Here is an 18,615-nt window from a genome sequence, read left to right on the forward strand (position 1 = left end):
GCGTCCGGGGCATGGATCTTGGGTTGTTGCGGCGGGCGGTCGAGTTGGCGCGGGTGAACGGGGCCGAGGGGCAGTTGCCGTTCGGCGCGGTGATCGCGAATGGCGACGAGGTGGTGGCGACCGGGGTGAACACCGCGCTCCGGGACAACGACCCGACCGCGCACGGTGAGGTCGTCGCAGTGCGGGCTGCCTGCCGTGAGCTCGGTACGATCAGCCTGGCCGGTACGACGCTCTACTCGAGCTGCGAGCCCTGCCCGATCTGCCACACGACAGCGATCGCGGCCGAGGTCGATCGCGTCGTGTACGCAGCCCCCAAGGAGTGGGTCCCCGATCTGGGTACGCCGTTCGCGCCCGTGCTGATCGACATCCAGGCGGCCGCCCGGCGGCTCGACCCGGATCGCATCGTCCAGATCGAGCTCGTCGAGGCCCGCGAGCCGTTCGCCGTCTTCCTGGAGACGCGCCGGTGAAGCTCGGGCTGAACCTGCTCAACTACGGCCCGGGCACACCCCGGAGTCGTTGCTGCGCTGGACCCGGTTCGCCGAGGACTCCGGGTTCTCGATCGCGATGATCTCCGACCACATCGCCCTCACCCCCGAGGTGCAGGCGCTGTACCCGGTCCCGTTCTACGACCCGTTCACCACGATCACCTGGCTCGCTGCGCACACCTCCCGGCTCGAGTTCGGCACCTCGGTCGCGGTCCTCCCCTACCGCCATCCGTTGCAGACCGCGCGGGTCGGCGCGAACCTCGCCCACTTCAGCGACGGCCGGTTCGTCCTCGGCGTCGGGTCCGGCTGGTCCGAGGAGGAGTACGCTGCGCTCGGCGTACCGTTCGACCGTCGGGGCGCGGTCACCGACGAGTACCTGGCCGCGATCGTGGATGCCTGGAGCAACGACACCACCACATCGCCCGGGCCGCATGCGCCGTACGGCGAGATCCACACCGGACCGCGGCCGGCTCCGCGCCCGCCGGTGTGGGTCGGCGGGGCGGGCCGGGCGGCGGTCCGGCGGGCGGTTCAGTACGGCGATGCCTGGCACCCGATCAACCCGCATCCGCTGTGGCTGCGCGACAAGGGGATGCCGATGCTGCGCCGCGCCGCAGCGGAGGCGGGCGCGGCCGTTCCAGCACTCTGCCCGCGAATCCGTGCCCACCCGACAACCGAGCTCGCCGACGACGACCGCGTGCTCGGCGAGGGCTCACTCGACCAGATCAAGGCCGACTTGGCCGGTCTCGCCGAGCTCGGCGCGCAGTACGTCGTACTCGACACCTACATCAGCCCCGATCTACGCCGTACCGCGGAAGCCGACTGGCGAATCCTCGAAACAGTCGCAGCCCTCACCCCCTAGCCGTTGCTGGTGCAGCCCGCCGAGCGCACAATCGGAGGTGGGGGACGGAGGTTTGGGTCATGTGGCAGCCGGATGGGTGGGATGTACGGGTGCGGCTCGGGGTGGTGACGCCGCATGGGGATGTAGGGCCGGAGTCGGAGTTGCAGGCGATGGCGCCGGAGGGGGTGCGGGTGCATGCGGCGCGTGTGCCGTTCGGGGCGATGACGACCGGCGGGTTGATGGATCCGACGATCGCGCTGGCGCCGGTGCAGATGTTCGTCCAGCCGCCGTACATCGACGATGCGGTCGCGTTGCTGGCCTCGGCCCCGTTAGGTGCCATCGGCATCGGTTTCACGAGTTCGTCGTACCTGAACGGCGCCGATGGTGAGCACAAGGTCGTCGAGCGGCTGGAAGGGCACAGCGCCGGCATCCCAGTGGTCGCGACCTGTGCGTCGGCGGTGGCCGGGCTGCGCCGGCTGAGCGCGCGGACGCTCGCGATCTTCGATCCGCCCTGGTTCGACGCCGAGCTCAACCGGCTGGGCGGTGAGTACTTCGCGTCGCAGGAGTTCGACGTCGTACTGCGCAAACCCTGTGGACTGCCGAGCAACCAACGCAGCGTCAACCCGTCCGAGCTGTACGCGTGGATCCGCAAGTACACGCCCGACGAGGCCGAGGCCGTGTTCATCGGCGGCAACGGATTCCGTGCCGTCGGCATCATCTCGGCGCTCGAGCAGGACCTCGGCCGTCCGGTGCTGACCGCCAACTCGGCGCTGCTGTGGGGCCTCCTGCACGCGGCGGGCTGCGCCGCGCGACCGACTGGTTACGGAAAACTCTTCACCACCTGACCGCACCTCTGACAGACTGACGGCTCCGCGTCGAGGCCGGAGGTGCTGGGGTGGTTGCGGATCTGCCGGGACAGCTTGCCCGGACCAAGCGATTCCGGGCGGGTGCGCCGGGCAACCACGCGATCGCCGGCGGCGGACGGTTCGTGCTCTACCTGCGCGACGACGCGCTCTGGTCGTACGACGTGACCGAGCAGCGCGAGAGACGCGTCGGCCCGGCCTCGTCGTACGACGGTCGCGGCACCACAGTGCTCGTGGTCCGCGAGCACGATCTGTTCCTGGCCGACCTGATCGCCGGGACCTTCGACCAACTGCCGGTCGGCAACGTCGACGTGGCGCGACTCGACCCGAGCGAGAAGGCGATCGCCTTCGGCCGCGAGCGCGCGCTGCACCTCATCGACGTCGACGGCCGCAACGAACGCCTGCTCGCCGAGGCCGACGGCGAGAACGTCTTCTGGGGAAGGCCGGAGTTCACGGCGTGGATGTCGATGGGACGCGGCGACGGGTTGTGGTGGTCGCCCGACGGTCAGCGCCTGCTCGCGACCCGGGTCGACGAGAGCCGGGTCCAGGTTCGGTACGTCTCGGATCCAACCGACCCGGGTGCGGAGCCGAAGCCGTTCCGCTATCCGGCGGCGGGGACGGCGAACGCGGAGGTCCGGCTGTTCGTGTTCGACCTCAACGGCGAACGGCGCGAGGTGCAGTGGGACCGGGAGCGGTTCGAGTACGTCGTCCGTGGCCTGCGGTCGGTCGAGCGGCCGGTGATCGCCGTACAGACAAGGGATCAGCGGTGTCTGCAGGTCCTCGAGATCGACCCCGGATCGGGTGCGACCACGCTGGTTCGTGAGGTGACGGATCCGCAGTTCGTCGCCGTACCCGAGACCGTGCCGCAGCAGACCGCGTCCGGCCGGCTGGTGTGGATCGAGCGGGACGAGACGATCGACACCTATCGGTTGATGATCGACGACGAGGCCGTGACGCCGCCGGGGTTGCAGGTCGCCGACGTCAGTTGTGTGAGCGGTGAGACCGTGACCTTCACGGCGCAGTCGGACCCGACCGAGGTCCACATGTACGTCTGGGACGGCGACGTACGGCGGCTGACCGACGAGCCCGGCGTCCACAACGGATTGGTTGCCGACGGCACCATAGTGCTCGACTCGCGCACGCCGGCCGGACGGCGGATCACCGTCGACGGCGACGAGTTGGCGTCCGTCGAGGAGGCGCCGGTGCTCGACCTGCGCGTCGAGTTCGTCAGCTCCGGGGACCGCGAGCTGCGGACCGCCGTGTTCCGCCCGTCCTGGCACGAGCCAGGGTCGTCGAAGCTTCCGGTGCTGCTCACGCCGTACGCGGGTCCCGGGCAGCAACTCGTGCAGCGGTACCGGTCGCCGTTCTTCCTGACCTCGCAGTGGTTCGCCGAGCACGGGTTCATCGTGCTCACCACGGACGGCCGCGGTACGCCGGGACGCGGGCCGGCGTTCGACCGCGCGACGGTCGGCGACATCCTCGAGCCGGTGCTCGACGACCAGATCGACGCCCTGCTAGCGATCGCCGAGCGGTACGGCGACCTCGACCTCGACCGGGTCGCGATCCGCGGCTGGAGCTACGGCGGCTATCTCGCCATCGCCGCACTGCTGCACCGCCCGGACGTGTTCCACGCGGCGATCAGCGGAGCCGCGGTCACCGATCAACGCTGGTACGACTCGTACTGGAAGGAACGCTTCCTCGGTCAGCCGGACGAGCAGGCCGAGGCCTATCGCCGTACCTCACTGCTGCCGTACGCCGCCAACCTCAGCCGACCGCTGTTGCTGATCCAGGGCTTGGCCGACACGAACGTCTGGCCGGGCAACGCCTTCCGTTTCACCGGCGCACTCAATGCGCTCGGCAGACCGCACGAGTTCATCACGCTCCCGGGCGAAGGTCATGCGGTGAAGGACCCGCGGACGGTCGAGAATCTGCTGCACCGGCAGCTCAACTTCCTGCGTCAGAGCCTTCCTGCCTAGGCAGCGTGGCCATCAACTCGGCGACCTCCTGGTCCGGGTTGGTCATCCACCACGGCATCGGCCACCGGCCGAGCGAGACCTGCACGGTATCGAAGAGGGTGTGCAGGTTCTTGCGGGCGACGCTGAGGAACAGGTTCGGACCGGCCCAGTCGATGTCACCGCCCGCCTCGGCGTAGGCGGCCAGGACGCGATCGATGCCTTCGGCCGAACCGGCGGCGAAGATGTGCGCGACCCGACCGGCTTCGAGGGCTGCGCTGTCGACGCGCACGCTGTCCCAGTCGACCAGCACCGGACCGTCCGGTGTCATCACCAGGTTGTGCGTCTTGAAGTCGCCGTGCGTCATCACGCAGTCGGGAGCGTCGTCGCAAGCAGCCGCGATGCGGTCGGTCACCGCGGTGATGTCCGGCAGCCGTTCCCACGCGAATGGCGCCCACGTCTTGCCGAGCCGGTCGGCTTCGGTGAACCACTCCTCCCAGTCGGCTTGCGGTTTGAGCGCCGTACGCCACCAGAAAGGTAGACCGGCGCGACCGAGCGGCTGCAACTGGTGGACCTGCGCCATGGTCCGGCCGAGCCACTCGGAGATGTCGTCGTCGGCGTCCAGCGGGCGGCTGTCGATCCAGTCATAGACCCGGAACAGCCGGTCCTCGATCCGCGTCGCCCAACCGGCCACCGGCTCGACCGGAGCCACCGGTTCGGGAAGGTCGACCCCCGCGACTCGTGCGCGCTGCTCGAACTCCATCGCGACCGCGAGCTGATCGAGCAGCCCACCCGGGGTGAACTGGCCGGCGCTGCCGGGCAGGTAGCCCTTCACGAAGAACCGGCCCGCGTCGGTCTCCAACCGCCAGGTGTCGCAGCTCCCGCGCCGGACCAGCTCCAGCACCCCTACCGGCTCCCCGAGGTCGAAGGCGGCTGCGATGACTGAGGCGGTCGGCACGTACACGAACGGTCTCCTCCACGACGGCAACGACGGGAACGACGACGTGAGCTACAACGCGCCGCGCACCGCAGCGGTTCCGGAGGCCGTAAGCTGCAGGCGGGGTATTGCACATCGCAGGGGGGAACTGCGCATGAGTGAGTTTGCCGTGCCATGGGATAACCGGTCTGCACCGGAGAACCGCCGATGAAGGCGCTCCGCCGGATGCTGGTCTGGATCTCGGGAGCGTCGGCGGGGATCGGTGCTGCGCTCGTGGCCACGCTGGCCGGTGACGCGGAGATCGTCGACCTGTCCCGCCGCGGCGGTACGCCGGGGACACAGCACGTCGCCGTCGATCTCGCCGATCCCGCCTCGTGGCCGGTCGTCGAGGCGGACTTCCGCCGCCGGCTGGCCGGGTTCGACGGCGACACGGTGGTCTTCATCCACAACGCCGCCACGCTGAGCCCGCTGGGACCGGCCGGCAGCACCGACTCCGCTTCCTACACCCGGAACGTGCTGCTCAACTCGGCCGCGGCGCAGGTGCTCGGTGACGCCTTCCTGCGCGCGGTCGCCGGCACTGACCACGACCAGCACCTGATCATGCTGTCGTCGGGGGCCGCCCACAAACCGCACGAAGGCGAGTCGAGCTACGGCGCCGGCAAAGCCGCGATCGACCAGTGGGTCCGGGCGGTCGGCCTTGAACAGCAACGCCGACATCCGGGCTGCCGGGTGCTCTCGATCGCCCCGGGTTCGGTCGACACCGCGATGCAGGCCGAGCTCCGCGCAGCCGCCGACGAGGCGTTCCCGGAAGCGAGCAGGTTCCGCGACCTGGAGGCCCGCGGTGGGCTGGCGAAACCCGAGGACGTCGCCCGGACGATCTGGTCGCTGCTCGACCGCGACCTCCCGAACGGCTCCGTCCTGCACGTCAAAGACCTCAGCTGACCGCAAAGTCGGTCAAGTGGGGGTTCGGCTGGGTGGAGGACGATGGGGTGATGGGGACCGACGCGTTCGACGAGTTTCTCGGGGTGCTGGCCGGGGTGCTGGAGGACGCGGTCGTGGACGGCGAGGAAGTGGCGCGGCGGGTGGGGTTGTCGCGGTTCCACCTGGATCGGGTGGTGGCAGCTGCAGCGGGTGAGCCGCCGGCCCGGATGCGACGCCGGGTGCTGCTGGAGCGGGCGGCGTACCGGCTGCTCACGACGACCTGGTCGATCCTCGACGTCGCGGTCGAAGCCGGATACGGCACGCATGAGTCGTTCACCCGGGCCTTCAGCCGGGCGTATGGGGTCGCGCCCGCGATGTGGCGACGACAGCCGACGCGGCTGCAGGTCGGGTCGCCGGGCGGTGTGCACTTCCATCCACCGGCGGGGATCCGGGTGCCGGCCAGGGAGAAGGTGAGTTCGATGGATGTCCTGACGCGGATGGTCGAGCACCACGTGTGGCTCGCCGGCGAGCTGATGACCCGGGCGGCCACCCTGCCGGACGACCGCCTCGACGCCCCGATCGAGCTGTCCGTCGAAGGCGTCGACGACGATCCGACGGTACGGCGACTGCTCGCGCGACTCGTGATCCAACTGGAGATGTGGACCGCGGCGATCGCCGGCCGACCCTACGAGTTCCCCTCCGCCGACCAGCCGTCCATCTCCGAGCTGACCAACCGGCTGGCCGTCGCCGGCCCGGAGTTCCTCGACCAGGTACGCACGGTCTGCGCCGAGGGCCGCCTCGACGAACTCATCGTCTGTCCGGGCGAACCAGTCGAGATCTACACCTTCGGCGCAGTCATCGCCCACGTCCTCACCTTCGCCGCCCACCGCCGCACCCTCCTCACCGGCGCCCTGACCGACGGGGGCTTCACCGACCTCGACTCCGGCGACCCCATCCGCTGGCTGAGCGCCCGCTAGTCGTCGTCGGACAGGCGGGTCAGGAGGGTGAGGAGGTCGGCCTGTTCGGTGGGGGTCAGGCGTTCGATGAGGGAGACCATGGCGTCGCGGCGTTGGCGGCGGATGGTGGTGAGGACTTTGGTGCCGGCGGGGGTGAGGGCTACCAGGGTGGCGCGGCGGTCGGCGGGGTCGGGGCGGCGGGTCACCAGGCCGGCGGCTTCCAGGTCGTCGACGACCGTGGTGGCCGAGCGCGGGACGATGCCGAGCTGATTGGCCAGCTCGCTGGGCCGCAGGTCCCGGTCGGCCTGATCCAGCGTGCGGAGCAGGCGAAACTGGCCGTGGGTGACCTCGAGGTCCTGTTTCAGCGCACGCCGCTGCCGGCGGACGATGCCGTCGAGCAGCGCCGCGATCTGTTCAGCGGTGTCATCCGGTCCGGGCACGAGCAAAGCCTAAGGGTTGACGACTGTTGTGAGTCTAGCTCATAGTGAGTTAAGCTCAGTATATTGGGTCCCCGACCGAAAGGCGTCCATGTCGCAGATTTCTGGAATGCCGGGCTCAGGAGGTGGCGGCGGTCGCGCGATGCGGTCGCTGCTCAAGGACTCCTCGGTCCGCAACCACAAGCTTTCCGCCGGCACGCTCCGGCGGATCCTCAAGTTCGCCGTCCCCTACCGCGGCCAGTTGGCCGTCTTCCTGGTCCTGGTCGCGATCGACGCGGCCACGGGTGCCGCCACCCCGTTGCTGTTCCGCGAGATCATCGACCGCGGCATCGTGCCCGGCAACACGCAGCTGGTCGTCTGGCTCTCGCTGGCCGTCGGCGCCTTGGCCGTCTTCGCCGGCACGCTCACGCTGGCCGAGCGCTGGTTCTCCTCCCGGATCGGTGAGGGGCTCGTGTACGACCTGCGCACCGCGGTGTTCGACCACGTCCAGCAGCTGCCCGTCGCCTTCTTCAGCAGGACCCAGACCGGCGCGCTGATCCAGCGCCTCAACGGTGACGTCCTCGGCGCCCAGCAGGCCTTCACGTCGACCTTGTCGAACGTGGTCAGCAACGTGCTCAGCGTCGCCCTCGTGCTCGGCGCCATGTTCGTGATGTCGTGGCAGATCACGCTGCTCGCGCTGGTCCTGCTGCCGCTGTTCATCCTGCCCGCCCGGCTGATCGCCGGCCGGTTGCGGGAGGCAACCGCCGAGACCTACCGGCTGAACGCCACGATGGCCCAGACGATGACCGAGCGGTTCAACGTCGCGGGCGCCGTACTCGCCAAGGTCTTCGGCCGGACGCAGGACTCGTCGCAGGACTTCGCCGGCAAGGCCGCACGGGTGCGCGACATCGGCGTCACCACCGCGATGTACGCCGGCATCTTCCGCGTCTCGCTCACCCTGGTCGCCGCGCTCGCGGTCGCTCTCGTGTACGGCGTGGGCGGCGTGTTCGCGGTCCAGGGAGCCCTCGGGATCGGGACGGTCGTCGCGCTGACGGCGTACCTGAACCGGCTGTACGGCCCGCTCACCGCGCTGTCGAACATCCAGGTCGACATCATGACCACGCTGGTCAGTTTCGAGCGCGTCCTCGAGGTGCTCGACCTCCCGCCGATGGTTGCCGACAGCAAGGATGCGAAGGTGCTCCCGGCCACGGTCGAGCCGTCGGTCGAGTTCGAGCACGTGTCCTTCCACTACCCGTCCGCCGAGGAGGTCTCGCTGGCCTCGCTCGAGTCCGTCGCGACGCTGTCCGCCGAAACCGGCGGCGAAGTTCTCAAGGACGTCAGCTTCACCGTCGAGCCCGGTCAGCTGGTCGCGGTCGTCGGCCCGTCCGGCGCCGGCAAGACGACCCTCGCGTCCCTGGTCTCCCGGATGTACGACGTGACCGGAGGCGCGATCGTGGTCGGTGGCCGGGACGTCCGCGAGGTCACCCAGGACTCGCTGCGATCGGTGATCGGCGTGGTGACGCAGGACTCGCACATGTACCACGACACGATTCGGTCGAACCTGCTCTTCGCCTGTCCGGAGGCGACCGAGGACGACCTGCAGAAGGCGCTCGAGGCCGCGCAGATTGCGACGCTGGTGAACAGCCTGCCCGACGGACTCGACACCGTGGTCGGCGACCGCGGTTACCGGCTGTCCGGTGGCGAGCGGCAGCGGCTGGCGATCGCCCGCCTGCTCCTCAAGGCGCCGTCGATCGTGATCCTCGACGAGGCCACCGCGCATCTGGACTCCGAGTCCGAGGCCGCCGTCCAAGCCGCGCTCGCGAACGCCCTGGCCGGACGCACGTCGCTGGTGATCGCGCACCGATTGTCGACAATCCGCAACGCGGACCTGATCCTCGTCCTCGACGACGGCCGGATCCGGGAACGCGGCACGCACGACGAGCTACTCGCTGCCGGCGGCCTGTACTCCGAGCTCTACACCACCCAGTTCGAGAAGGCGGCCTAAGACTTGACGGCCTTGGCCGCTGCCGGTGTGCGCAGCCGGCGGCGCGTGCCCGGCGCGCTGGCCGAGCTGGCCAGCCCCAACGCACCCAGGAACTGCTCCAGCGTGAACGCCGCCATCCCGAGCGCCACCGGATTGCCCGGCACCCGCGAAGCCCCGACCGTCAGCCCCGGCCGCGAGCCCGGCAGCACGTGCTCAGGCAGCTCCTCCCGTACTGCGGGCAGCAGCCACTCGGCCAGCGCCTTGGTAGTCCACCCAGTGAGCGTGACGTGCGGGACGTTGAGCAGGTTGACCAAGTCACCGAGCGAGGCAGCCAGGTAGTGCGACGTACGGCGAGCAAGCTCGAGCAGCGCCGGGTCGTCGGCGGCAAGCCCCTCGGCGACCGCGTCGACGAACCCGCGCTGCAGCGGCTGCCGAAGCGCAGGGTGCTCCGGGTCGATCTCGGCCAGCGACATCTCGAGACCATGAACCCCGAGATAGGCCTCGACACAGCCACGCCGCCCGCACCGGCAGGGCCGGCCGTCCAACTGCAGCAGCGTGTGGCCCCACTCGCCCGCGTTGTTGGCCGCGCCGCGCAGCAGTGAGCCGTCGATCGCGATCCCCGCGCCCACGCCGGTCCCGAGGTTGACCACGGCCATCGTCTTGGTCTCCCGGCCGACGCCGAACCACATCTCCGACAGCGCGACCGCCTTCAGCGGGTTGTCCACGTACACGGGCATGCCGAGGCGTTCCTCGAGCAGCGCCTCGATCTTCACCTCGTGCCAGTCCCAGTTCGGCGCGAAGACCGAGACGCCGGCGTCCGGGCGGACCTGGCCGGGCATGCTCACCCCGGCGCCGATGATGGCGTCACGCTTGGCGCCGCTGGCCGCGACCGCCGCCTTGATCGCGCGGACGATGCCGTCGACGACGTACGCCGGGTCGTTCTCGTGCTCGTCGAGGGCGACCTCGCTCTGCCCGAGCGGCCCGAGCGTCACGTCGTACACGGTCGCGTCGACGTAGGTCTCGGCGACGTCGATGCCGAGGATCCGGCCGCGGTCCGGGTCGATGCTGAGCCGCTCGTACGGACGGCCGACCGTGTTCTGCTCGACCGTCGCGATCCGCAGCACCCCCTCGGCCAGGAACTGCGTCACCAGCGTGGCGACGGTCGCCGTACTCAGACCCGTGTGCTTGGCGATCTCCTGCCGGGTCGAGGGACCGAGCGAGAACAGCGCGTGCAGAACCTCGAACCGGCTCTCGTTGCGCAGATCGCGAGACGTCTGCCTCGGCAACCTTCCCCTCCATCACTCGATCTTCAGTGTTCGCAGCTCCGGCGTCCCCGGACCGCTGACGCCCCGGACCAGCAGCGTCAGCCCGGACCAGCCCGGCGGAATCCACAGTACGTCGGGATCGCCGCCGGAGAAGGCCGGACGCTCGCCGGTCCAGACCCGTCCGAGGCACTCGCCGGATGCCCAGCCGGTGACCCGCACCTGCGTGCCCTCGGGCCGGACAACCGATCCATTCTGCAACGATGGAAGCCGTACGTCGAGCCAGGCCTCCTCCCCGGGCTCCAGCGTCAGCGGCAGCTCGACCTCGGTCGCCGGGCCGTCCTGCAGCGCGAACGCGGTCAGCAGCTCGTCGTCCTGTACGGCGCACGTCCAGTCGGTCACCGGCTGCAAACTCAGCAACTCGACGCCCCGTCCGCCGCCACTCGGGTTGTGCGGCAGGGTCACCGCAATCTGCTTGGTCCCAGCCGGGATGAGCACCCACGGATTCTCGGCGTGGACCGTAACCGGCACACTGTCCCCGACCGTTACCTGCACCGGCTCGCGTAGGCCGTCCAGGTGCAAGGCAGTCGTCGTCGTGGTGTCGATTCGTCGGGTATAGGTGACCGGCGTACCGACACGCGTGCTGCTCCACCCAGTGAGGCTGCGCAGCGGAGCCGGGTCGCCTGCCCAGTGGCCGTCGACCATCCACAACGCCGACAGATCCTGTACGTCGACAACCGTCCACATCGTGCCCAGTCCGCGCAACGCACCGAGCTGGAGCGCCGGCAACCGCGCGTCATCGAAGTTGGCGTGCCCCCAGATCTCGACCGTGGCCTCGATCTCGCCGGTGAGCCCCCGTACGTCGATCCGCTCGGTGGCACCGAAACCGGCCAGCGTTCGAACCCGCCCGCCGACCGAGAGATCGACGATGTCCGCCGCACCGACCAGCAACAGCTCGTCGACGCCGGTCAGGTCAGCGGTCGCGCGGTACGTCCCGCGTCCGCGGTAGGCACCGAGCGACTCCAGCGTCGGCGGCAGCTCGTGAGTACCAGCCGGCTTGTCCGGAGCCCCAGTCTCCCGCCGCCGCACCGCAGTCACGTCCTGCGCCGCCGCCTGCTCAGGCTCCACAACTTCCGCAGGTGCCTCCACACGCACTGGCACACCGTCCACGACCAGGCCCGCCCCGACCGCGACCTCCACCGCAGTGGTGCCGATGACCACAGTCACCGGCACCTTGGACGAGAACACCAGCCCGTCGTCCGACAGCTCGACCAGGTCAGCGGACGCCAGCGTCAACGTCCGGTCACCCAGCGGCATATCGATGAGCATCAGCGGGCACGAGTCCGCTGCGACCGCGACCGACGTCCCGTTGACGACCGCCCGGCCGTCCGCCGTACCCAGGTTCGGTACGGCGACCAGCCGCCCGCCGCCGTCGAGGTCGAGCACCGACGGAGACGAGCTGGTCGGGAAGTCCGCGACCACCTCGACGGGCGCCCCCGATGTGGCCAGTGCCAACCGGGAGCCCAGTGCCTCGAGGACGCGGGCGAGCACCTGTGCCTCGGCGTACTCCGGCCGCTCGACGCCCGTCGACGAAACGTAACCGCCGAAGTCGTACCCGTGGCTCATGAAGTTGCCCGGCGCACCCCAGTTGCCACTCGACGGGGTGTACCCGAAGTTCCACCCCGACGCCTGCAGGTACGGCGCGATCAGCGACGCGCCGCTGGCCAGCAACCGCCGCAGGGTCCGGTGCCGCCGGTTGGTCTCGGTGATCAGCAACGGCAGCCCGCGATCCGCGAGCAGCTGCGTGTAACGCCGTACCTCTTCCTCGATGTACGGCGAGTCGTCGTTCGGGTAGAAGTTGCACGCCGGTACGACGTCCGGGACGTTGCCCGTGGCACCGAACAGATCGCCTTGCCCGGCGCAGGCCACCAGCGGCACCGTGATGCCGTGGGCAACAGCCTGGTCGCGCAGGGCGGTCAGGTAGCCGGTGCGGTCCTCGCAGTCGAAGAAGTCCAGCTCGTTCTCCAGCTGGACCATGATGACCGAGCCGCCCGCTCCGAGTTGCCGGGCGGCGAGCATCGGCAGCACTTCGTCGTACCAGGCACTCACCCAGGCGAGGAAGTGCGGCTCGTTCTGCCGGACGCGCAGGTCCGGGTCGAGGCCGAGCCACGCCGGCAGGGCGCCACCGTCCCACTCCGAGCAGATGTACGGACCCGGCCGGGCGATGACGTGCAGCCCGGTCTCGTGGGCGAGGTCGAGGAACGCGGCCACGTCCCGCCTGCCCTCGAACGACCAGCGGCCCGGCGCGAGCTCGTGGAAGTTCCACGGCAGGTACACGTCGACACACGTGTAGCCCGACGCGCGGACCTGCTCGAGCCGGTCCCGCCACTGCTCCCGGGGCAACCGGAAGTAGAACAGTGAGGCGCACAGGACGACCTGTGGCCTGCCGTCGATGACGATGCCCTGGGCATCCATGGAAACCGAAGTCACTTGACCCCCGCACTGCCGCCGCTGATGTCCATCTCGTACAGGTACCGCTGACCCAGGTAGTACACCAGGATCATCGGCAGGGTGAGCAGGATCGACCCGACCATCACCAGGTTCCACGGTGGCGCCTGGAGTGCGGCCGACGTACTGGTGATGTACTGCACGCCGAGGGCGAGCGGCATCTTGGTCTCGTCGTTCAGGTAGATCAACGGGCCCATGAAGTCGCCCCAGGTCGCGGTCAGGGTGAAGATCCCGATCGCGATCAGCACCGGGCTGAGCATCGGCAGCATGATCCGGCGGTAGATGCCGAAGAACCCGAGCCCGTCCACCATCGCCGCCTCGTCGATCTCGCTGGGCAGCCGGGACACGAACTGCCGGACCAGGAAGACGTTGAACGCGTTGGAGAAGAAGTTCGGCACGATCAGCGGCAGGTAGGTGTTCACCCAGCCGAGCTCCTTGAACAGGATGAACTGCGGGATCATCGTGATCTGCGCCGGGATCATCATCGTGGCCAGCACGATGATGAACAGTGCGTTCTTGCCCGGCGCCCGCAGCCGCGCGAACGCGTAGCCGACCAGACCGCTGGACAGCACCTGCCCGATCACCGCGCCGGTCGAGATGATCACCGAGTTCAACAGGAACCGCTGCATCGGCAGGTCGGTGCTGAAGACCCGGGTGAAGTTGTCCCAGTGGAACTCGCGCGGCAGGATCGTGAAGGTGTTCGCGTTCACGGTCTGGTCGCTGGCCAGCGCGATCGACACCACGAACACCAGCGGCACACACAGCACCGCAGACACCACGATCAGCGTCGCATAGGTAAACGGCGACGCCCTGAACACGCCGAGCACCCGGTCCCGACCCGGCCGGCGGCCCGGTCCGGGAGGCGCCTCCTGCTGCGGAGGGGCCGCAGTGGAGAGGAGGGTTGCCATTACTTCACCTCGGTCTCGTAGAAAACCCAGCGACGGGCGGTGCGGAAGGCGAGCAGCGTGAACACCAGGATGACCGCGAACAGCAGCCAGGACAGCGCCGACGCGTAACCCATGTGGTAGAAGGAGAACGCCTCGTCGAACAGCATCGGCACCATCATCTGGCTGGCGTTGTTCGGCCCGCCCTTGGTCAGGATGTAGACCTGGGAGAACACCTGGAAGGCGCCGATCAGCCCCATGATCAGGTTGAAGAAGATGATCGGGGTCAGCTGCGGGACGGTGATGCTCCAGAACTGCCGGATCGGCCCGGCGCCGTCCACCTCGGCGGCCTCGTAGAGCTCGCGCGGAATGCCTTTCATTGCCGCGAGCAACAGTACGGTCGCGCCGCCGGCGCCCCAGACCGACAGCAGCACCAGCGCCGGCTTCACCCAGATCGCTTCCAGCAGCCACGACGGGCCCGGGATGCCGAACACCCCGAGCACGTCGTTCAGCGGGCCGGACGGGGCCAGCACCATCTTGAAGATCATCGCCGTCGCGACCAGCGGCACCAGGGTCGGCAGGTAGATCAGCGTGCGGAACACCTTGCGGAGGCGAACCTGCTTGTTCAGCAGATTCGCCAGCCACAGCCCGATCCCGAGCCCGAGCGGCACCGAGATCGCGGCGTAGTAGAACGTGTTCCACAACGCCTTCCAGAACACCGGGTCCTCGGTCAGCAGCCGGGTGTAGTTCTCCAGCCCGACCCACTTCGGCGGGGTGAACGAGTCCCAGTCGGTCAGCGAGATGTAGACCGAGGCGATCATCGGGCCGAGCAGGAACACCACGAACCCGATGATCCACGGCGAGGCGAACAGGTAGAACCACAGCGCCTCGCGGCGGCGCAACCTGGACATCAGCTCGGCTTGACGATGGTCTCGAGCCGCTTCTGGATCGCCGTGAGCGCCGTCCGGGCGTCCTGCTTGCCCAGCCAGAAGTCGGCCAGCCCGTCGTCGAACGCCTTCTGCATCTCGTTCCACGCCGGGATGAAAGGCGCCCGGTAGACGAAGCCGCTGGACTCGCCGAACACGTTCATGTTCACCGGCTTGGTCATCCAGACCGGCTTCAGGAACGCCTCGCTCTTCTGCACCTCGATGTTGGCCGGCACGTCCTGGCCGGTGGCGATGATCTGCTGCTGCGCCTCGGGTGAGGTGAGGAAGTCGATCGCCTTCAGCGCCGCCTCCGGGTTCTTCGCGGTCCGGGAGATGGCCAGGCCGCTGCCGAACGCGGTCACCGCCTGCTCCTTGCCCTTCCACAGCGGGGCGATGTCCCACTCGATCTTGGACTTGGTCAGGCCGCTGATACCCCAGAACCCGGTGGTGTTGACCGCCACCTTGCCGTTGGCGAACGCCTGGTCCCCGCCGACGTCGGCGCCCATGTCGGCGTACTGTTTCTGGGTCGGTACGACGCCGTGCTTGAAGATCAGGTCACCGGCCCACTGCAGCGCCTCGATCACCTCGTCGCTGGCGACAGTGGGCTTGCCGCTGTCGTCGATGATCTTGCCGCCGTTCTGGTAGACGAAGCTCCACCACTGCGCCCACCAGCCGGAGCCGGCGTAGCCCCACTGCTTGCCCGGGACGGTCAACTCCTTGAACGCGCCGAGCGCGTCGTCCCAGGTCCAGTCCGCGGTCGGCGCCTTGATGCCCTTGGCCTCGAACAGCGCCTTGTTGTAGAAGACGATCATCGCGCCGGAGCGGTCCGGGATCGCGTAGACCTTGTCCTGGTACGAGTACAGCTTGCCGATCGAGCCGAACCGCTTCTCCAGGTCCAGCCCGGCCTTCGCGGCCAGCTCGTCCAGCGGCTGGATCTGGTTCTTGGATGAGTAGACGTTGACACTCTCGGCCACCTGCATGATGTCCGGGCCCTTGCCGCCGGCAATCATCGTCTGCACCTTCTGCGCGTACCCGTCGTTCGGGATCAGCTGCAGCGTCACCTTCAGCTCGGGGAACTTCTTGACCAGCAGGTCGATCCGCTTCTGGTACGTCGTCTTGTCGTTCTCCCCGCCCCACACCGTCATCACCAGGTTGGCGGCGGTGGCGTTGCCCGACGACGAACCCTGGTCGTCACTGTCGGCCCCGCAGGCGGTGAGCGTGATGACGCCCGCGGCCAGACCCATCCCGAGAAAACCCCGACGCGAAAGCTGCGTCCCGTCCATGGCCATCGCTGGCCCTCCTTGCCTGTTGAACCCTGAGGGTTTCTGTTGAACCCTGAGCGTTTGAGTGCCGGTTAAACTAACCATTGGAATAACCCCTGACAAGACCTCGCTGAGCAGAATCCCAAACCGTGACCTGCCGCGGCGTCAGTTCACGCCGTGAAAAAACCCGCCTGCCCTCGGCGGGCAGGCGGGCGGCCGCGGCGGCGGTTCGCGGAGGTGGTCCGACCACTCACGTCCAGGCAGCACTCAGTCGCTCGTACTCCTCAGCCGTCACCGGCAGGACCACGCCGTGGCAGGGATCTTCCGGCAGCCGGTGGTCTGTGCAGGGCACCCACTCGCCGCCGGCGAGGTCGGACGTTGCGAAGGGGACGTAACGGCGTTCGCGCGTGAACTCGTCGATCCAGAGGTACCACTTCTGCTCGGTGTTCGACTTGTACACCAAGGGGCCCTCGCCCTGGGTGATCGCTCCCAGGCCGATGCCTTCGGCCAGCGGTTTCCATGCGCCGGCCGTCAGCGAGGTCGAGGTTTCGCAGAACACCGACTTGCCGTACGGCGCATCGCCGCTGCGGCTGCGTTCGTCCTTCAGGAACCGGTAGTAGACGCCGTCGTGCTCGATCACGGTCGTGTCGATCGTCTGCCAGCCGCGGTCGATCCACACGCGCGGCTCGGAGAACTCGCGGAAGTCGCGGGTCGTCGCGTACATGATCCGGTTGTAGCTCTTGCCGTCGTGCTCGGCGTTGTCGTACAGCGTCGAGGACCAGTGGACGAGGAAGGCTTCCTGCTCTGGGTCCCAGACCGCCTCCGGCGCCCAGGCGTTGCCGGCCTCGGCTGGCGCGACCTGGACGAGTCGGCCCTCGCCCCAGTTCACGAGGTCCGCCGATTCCCAAGCCCACGTACTCAGGCCCGGCCATCAGCCGGCCCGGAGCTCTACGGCGAGGCAGTTCGCGACGTCGACCGGGCGGGACTCGGACAGCCGGACCACCAGGACGCCGTACGCCTGCTCGAAGGGAACGGGGCCGTGGCCGAGCAGCCGGACGCCGCCCACCACCTCGTGGTCCGCGAGGCTGCGAATCACGGCGCGACCGTCGTCAGGCCAGGCCAACTGGAACGCGTACACCGTGTCGTCCCGGCGGGTGAACCGGAAGTCGGAACTCGTCCACCGGACACGGTCCTCGGTGAACCCCTTGATGGTCACGCTCGACGGTCCCTCGCCGAACACCCGAAACGGCCTCGTGCCGTAGATGCCTTCGCCGCAGACGCGCATCCAGGCACCGAGATCGCCGAGCAACTGCGAGCATTCGAGATCGAGGGTGCCGTCCGGCAGTTGCGGCACGTTGAGCAACAGATTGCCGTTCTTCGACACGATGTCGACCAGCATCTCGATGACGTGCTCCGCGGTCTTGTAGACGTCGCGGACGTTGTAGAACCAGTCGCCGACGGAGGTGTCGGTCTGCCACGGCGCCGGATGGATGCCGGGAGTCTGACTCCGCTCGATGTCCAGCACGCCGACCGCGCTCACCTCGGGCCGGCGGTCCTTCTGCTGATAGACGGCCCGGTTCGCCCCGTGAATCCGCGCGCTGGTGTTGTAGAGGCGGGCAACGGCACTGAGCCCTGGCGCATATCCGACGTCGCCGAACGGCAGCGGCCCGTCGGAGTACAGCAGGTCGGGCTCGTACCGGTCGATCATCTCGGTGACCGCCTCGAGCCAGTAGCGGTGCCACTCGGCGTCGTCGCAGTACCACGGGTCCGGCACGACGACGTCCCGCGCAGGCAGGTAGCGGCTGTTGTCGAGGTACAGGTCCAGGGTGGCCGGATCGGCGCCGTCGTACGGCACTCCGGCGAACGGTCCGCGCTGGTCGCTGCCCTTGTTGACCGCCATCCAGCCCAACGCGGCGCCGAGGTGCTCGGTGATCCCGAACGGCAGTCCGCGCTGGTCCGCGGCGGCCTTCCACAGGGCCAGGATGTCCTTCCCCGGCCCGATCTTCGCTGAGTTCCAGCGATTCACCGATGACTCGTAGTTGAAGAAGTTGTCGTGGTGCACGGCCTGCGCCACGAAGTACCGGGCGCCCGCGGCCACGAACTGGTCCATCAAGGCGCCCGGATCGAACCGCTCGGCCTTCCACAGCCGTACGACGTCCTTGTAGCCGAACTGCGACGGGTGTCCGTACGTCCGCAGGTGGTACCGGTACTGGTCGGACCTTTCCCGGTACATGTGGCGCGCGTACCAGTCGCCGTACCGCGGCACCGACTGCGGCCCCCAGTGCGACCAGATGCCGAGTTTCGCGTCCCGGAACCAGTCCGGGCATTCGAACGTGGACAGGGACTCGAAGGTTGCATCGAACGGCACAGGTCGCTCCTGGTCGGTGGCAGGGGTGTGGGCCGGCCGGTGCGTGCCGGCCG

16 protein-coding genes are annotated in these 18,615 nt (G+C 68.8%); 7 read left to right on the forward strand and 9 right to left on the reverse strand.

Translation table 11 applies throughout. From position 1 onward, the window contains the following. The first annotated feature begins 11 nt into the window (after positions 1-11). Genes ACIBL3_RS10360 through ACIBL3_RS10375 form a run of 4 tightly spaced genes read left to right on the forward strand, consistent with a single transcriptional unit; the run spans position 12 to position 4,162 of the window. Positions 12-467 (forward strand): nucleoside deaminase, encoded by a 456-nt coding sequence (locus tag ACIBL3_RS10360; RefSeq protein WP_396352986.1) that lies wholly within the window; start codon positions 12-14, stop codon positions 465-467. A 49-nt stretch (positions 468-516) separates the two neighbouring features. Continuing rightward, the gene (locus tag ACIBL3_RS10365; protein WP_396352987.1) at positions 517-1,344 is read left to right on the forward strand and encodes a TIGR03619 family F420-dependent LLM class oxidoreductase; all 828 of its coding nucleotides are present in this window, start codon (positions 517-519) and stop codon (positions 1,342-1,344) included. 59 nt (positions 1,345-1,403) lie between these two features. After that, complete coding sequence (locus ACIBL3_RS10370) at positions 1,404-2,168, forward strand: maleate cis-trans isomerase (RefSeq protein ID WP_396352988.1); 765 nt, start codon at positions 1,404-1,406, stop codon at positions 2,166-2,168. 50 nt (positions 2,169-2,218) lie between these two features. Further along, the gene (locus tag ACIBL3_RS10375; protein ID WP_396352989.1) at positions 2,219-4,162 is read left to right on the forward strand and encodes a prolyl oligopeptidase family serine peptidase; all 1,944 of its coding nucleotides are present in this window, start codon (positions 2,219-2,221) and stop codon (positions 4,160-4,162) included. Here the strand turns inward: ACIBL3_RS10375 and ACIBL3_RS10380 are convergent. Continuing rightward, complete coding sequence (locus tag ACIBL3_RS10380; protein ID WP_396352990.1) at positions 4,131-5,102, reverse strand: phosphotransferase enzyme family protein; 972 nt, start codon at positions 5,100-5,102, stop codon at positions 4,131-4,133. The two genes, ACIBL3_RS10375 and ACIBL3_RS10380, sit on opposite strands and share 32 nt — an antisense overlap. A gap of 180 nt (positions 5,103-5,282) precedes the next feature. On the opposite strand from ACIBL3_RS10380, the gene ACIBL3_RS10385 reads away from it, so the two are divergent. Further along, the gene (locus ACIBL3_RS10385; RefSeq protein ID WP_396352991.1) at positions 5,283-6,017 is read left to right on the forward strand and encodes an SDR family NAD(P)-dependent oxidoreductase; all 735 of its coding nucleotides are present in this window, start codon (positions 5,283-5,285) and stop codon (positions 6,015-6,017) included. A gap of 32 nt (positions 6,018-6,049) precedes the next feature. Further along, positions 6,050-6,973: a helix-turn-helix domain-containing protein gene (locus tag ACIBL3_RS10390; protein ID WP_396352992.1), complete on the forward strand. Its 924-nt coding sequence runs from the start codon at positions 6,050-6,052 to the stop codon at positions 6,971-6,973. On the opposite strand, the gene ACIBL3_RS10395 is transcribed toward ACIBL3_RS10390, so the two are convergent. Continuing rightward, complete coding sequence (locus ACIBL3_RS10395; protein ID WP_396352993.1) at positions 6,970-7,392, reverse strand: MarR family winged helix-turn-helix transcriptional regulator; 423 nt, start codon at positions 7,390-7,392, stop codon at positions 6,970-6,972. The two genes, ACIBL3_RS10390 and ACIBL3_RS10395, sit on opposite strands and share 4 nt — an antisense overlap. Before the next feature lie 106 nt (positions 7,393-7,498). On the opposite strand from ACIBL3_RS10395, the gene ACIBL3_RS10400 reads away from it, so the two are divergent. After that, positions 7,499-9,373 carry an ABC transporter ATP-binding protein gene (locus tag ACIBL3_RS10400; protein ID WP_396352994.1) on the forward strand — a complete coding sequence of 625 codons (1,875 nt, stop codon included), beginning with the start codon at positions 7,499-7,501 and terminating at the stop codon, positions 9,371-9,373. Here the strand turns inward: ACIBL3_RS10400 and ACIBL3_RS10405 are convergent. The 7 genes from ACIBL3_RS10405 to ACIBL3_RS10435 form a co-directional block, all read right to left on the reverse strand. Then, positions 9,370-10,638, reverse strand: a complete 1,269-nt coding sequence (locus ACIBL3_RS10405) for an ROK family protein (protein WP_396352995.1) — start codon at positions 10,636-10,638, stop codon at positions 9,370-9,372. The genes ACIBL3_RS10400 and ACIBL3_RS10405 overlap by 4 nt on opposite strands. 12 nt (positions 10,639-10,650) lie before the next feature. Continuing rightward, positions 10,651-13,104, reverse strand: coding sequence for a beta-galactosidase (locus ACIBL3_RS10410; protein WP_396352996.1), 2,454 nt, complete (start codon positions 13,102-13,104; stop codon positions 10,651-10,653). Further along, positions 13,101-14,030 (reverse strand): carbohydrate ABC transporter permease, encoded by a 930-nt coding sequence (locus tag ACIBL3_RS10415; protein WP_396352997.1) that lies wholly within the window; start codon positions 14,028-14,030, stop codon positions 13,101-13,103. Before ACIBL3_RS10415 ends, ACIBL3_RS10410 begins: the two co-directional genes overlap by 4 nt. Beyond that, positions 14,030-14,917 carry a carbohydrate ABC transporter permease gene (locus ACIBL3_RS10420; RefSeq protein ID WP_396352998.1) on the reverse strand — a complete coding sequence of 296 codons (888 nt, stop codon included), beginning with the start codon at positions 14,915-14,917 and terminating at the stop codon, positions 14,030-14,032. Before ACIBL3_RS10420 ends, ACIBL3_RS10415 begins: the two co-directional genes overlap by 1 nt. Next, entirely contained in the window at positions 14,917-16,221 is a 1,305-nt protein-coding gene (locus tag ACIBL3_RS10425; protein WP_396352999.1) for an ABC transporter substrate-binding protein, read from the reverse strand. The genes ACIBL3_RS10420 and ACIBL3_RS10425 overlap by 1 nt, the downstream gene beginning before the upstream one ends. Before the next feature lie 223 nt (positions 16,222-16,444). Then, positions 16,445-17,083, reverse strand: a complete 639-nt coding sequence (locus ACIBL3_RS10430) for a glycoside hydrolase family 43 protein (RefSeq protein ID WP_396353000.1) — start codon at positions 17,081-17,083, stop codon at positions 16,445-16,447. Between the two features lie 42 nt (positions 17,084-17,125). After that, on the reverse strand, positions 17,126-18,562 hold the full coding sequence (locus ACIBL3_RS10435; protein ID WP_396353001.1) for an alpha-L-fucosidase: 1,437 nt from the start codon (positions 18,560-18,562) through the stop codon (positions 17,126-17,128). Positions 18,563-18,615 lie beyond the last annotated feature (53 nt).

Origin of the sequence: Kribbella sp. NPDC050124, from assembly GCF_044460355.1 — a bacterium.
Classification (GTDB): domain Bacteria; phylum Actinomycetota; class Actinomycetes; order Propionibacteriales; family Kribbellaceae; genus Kribbella.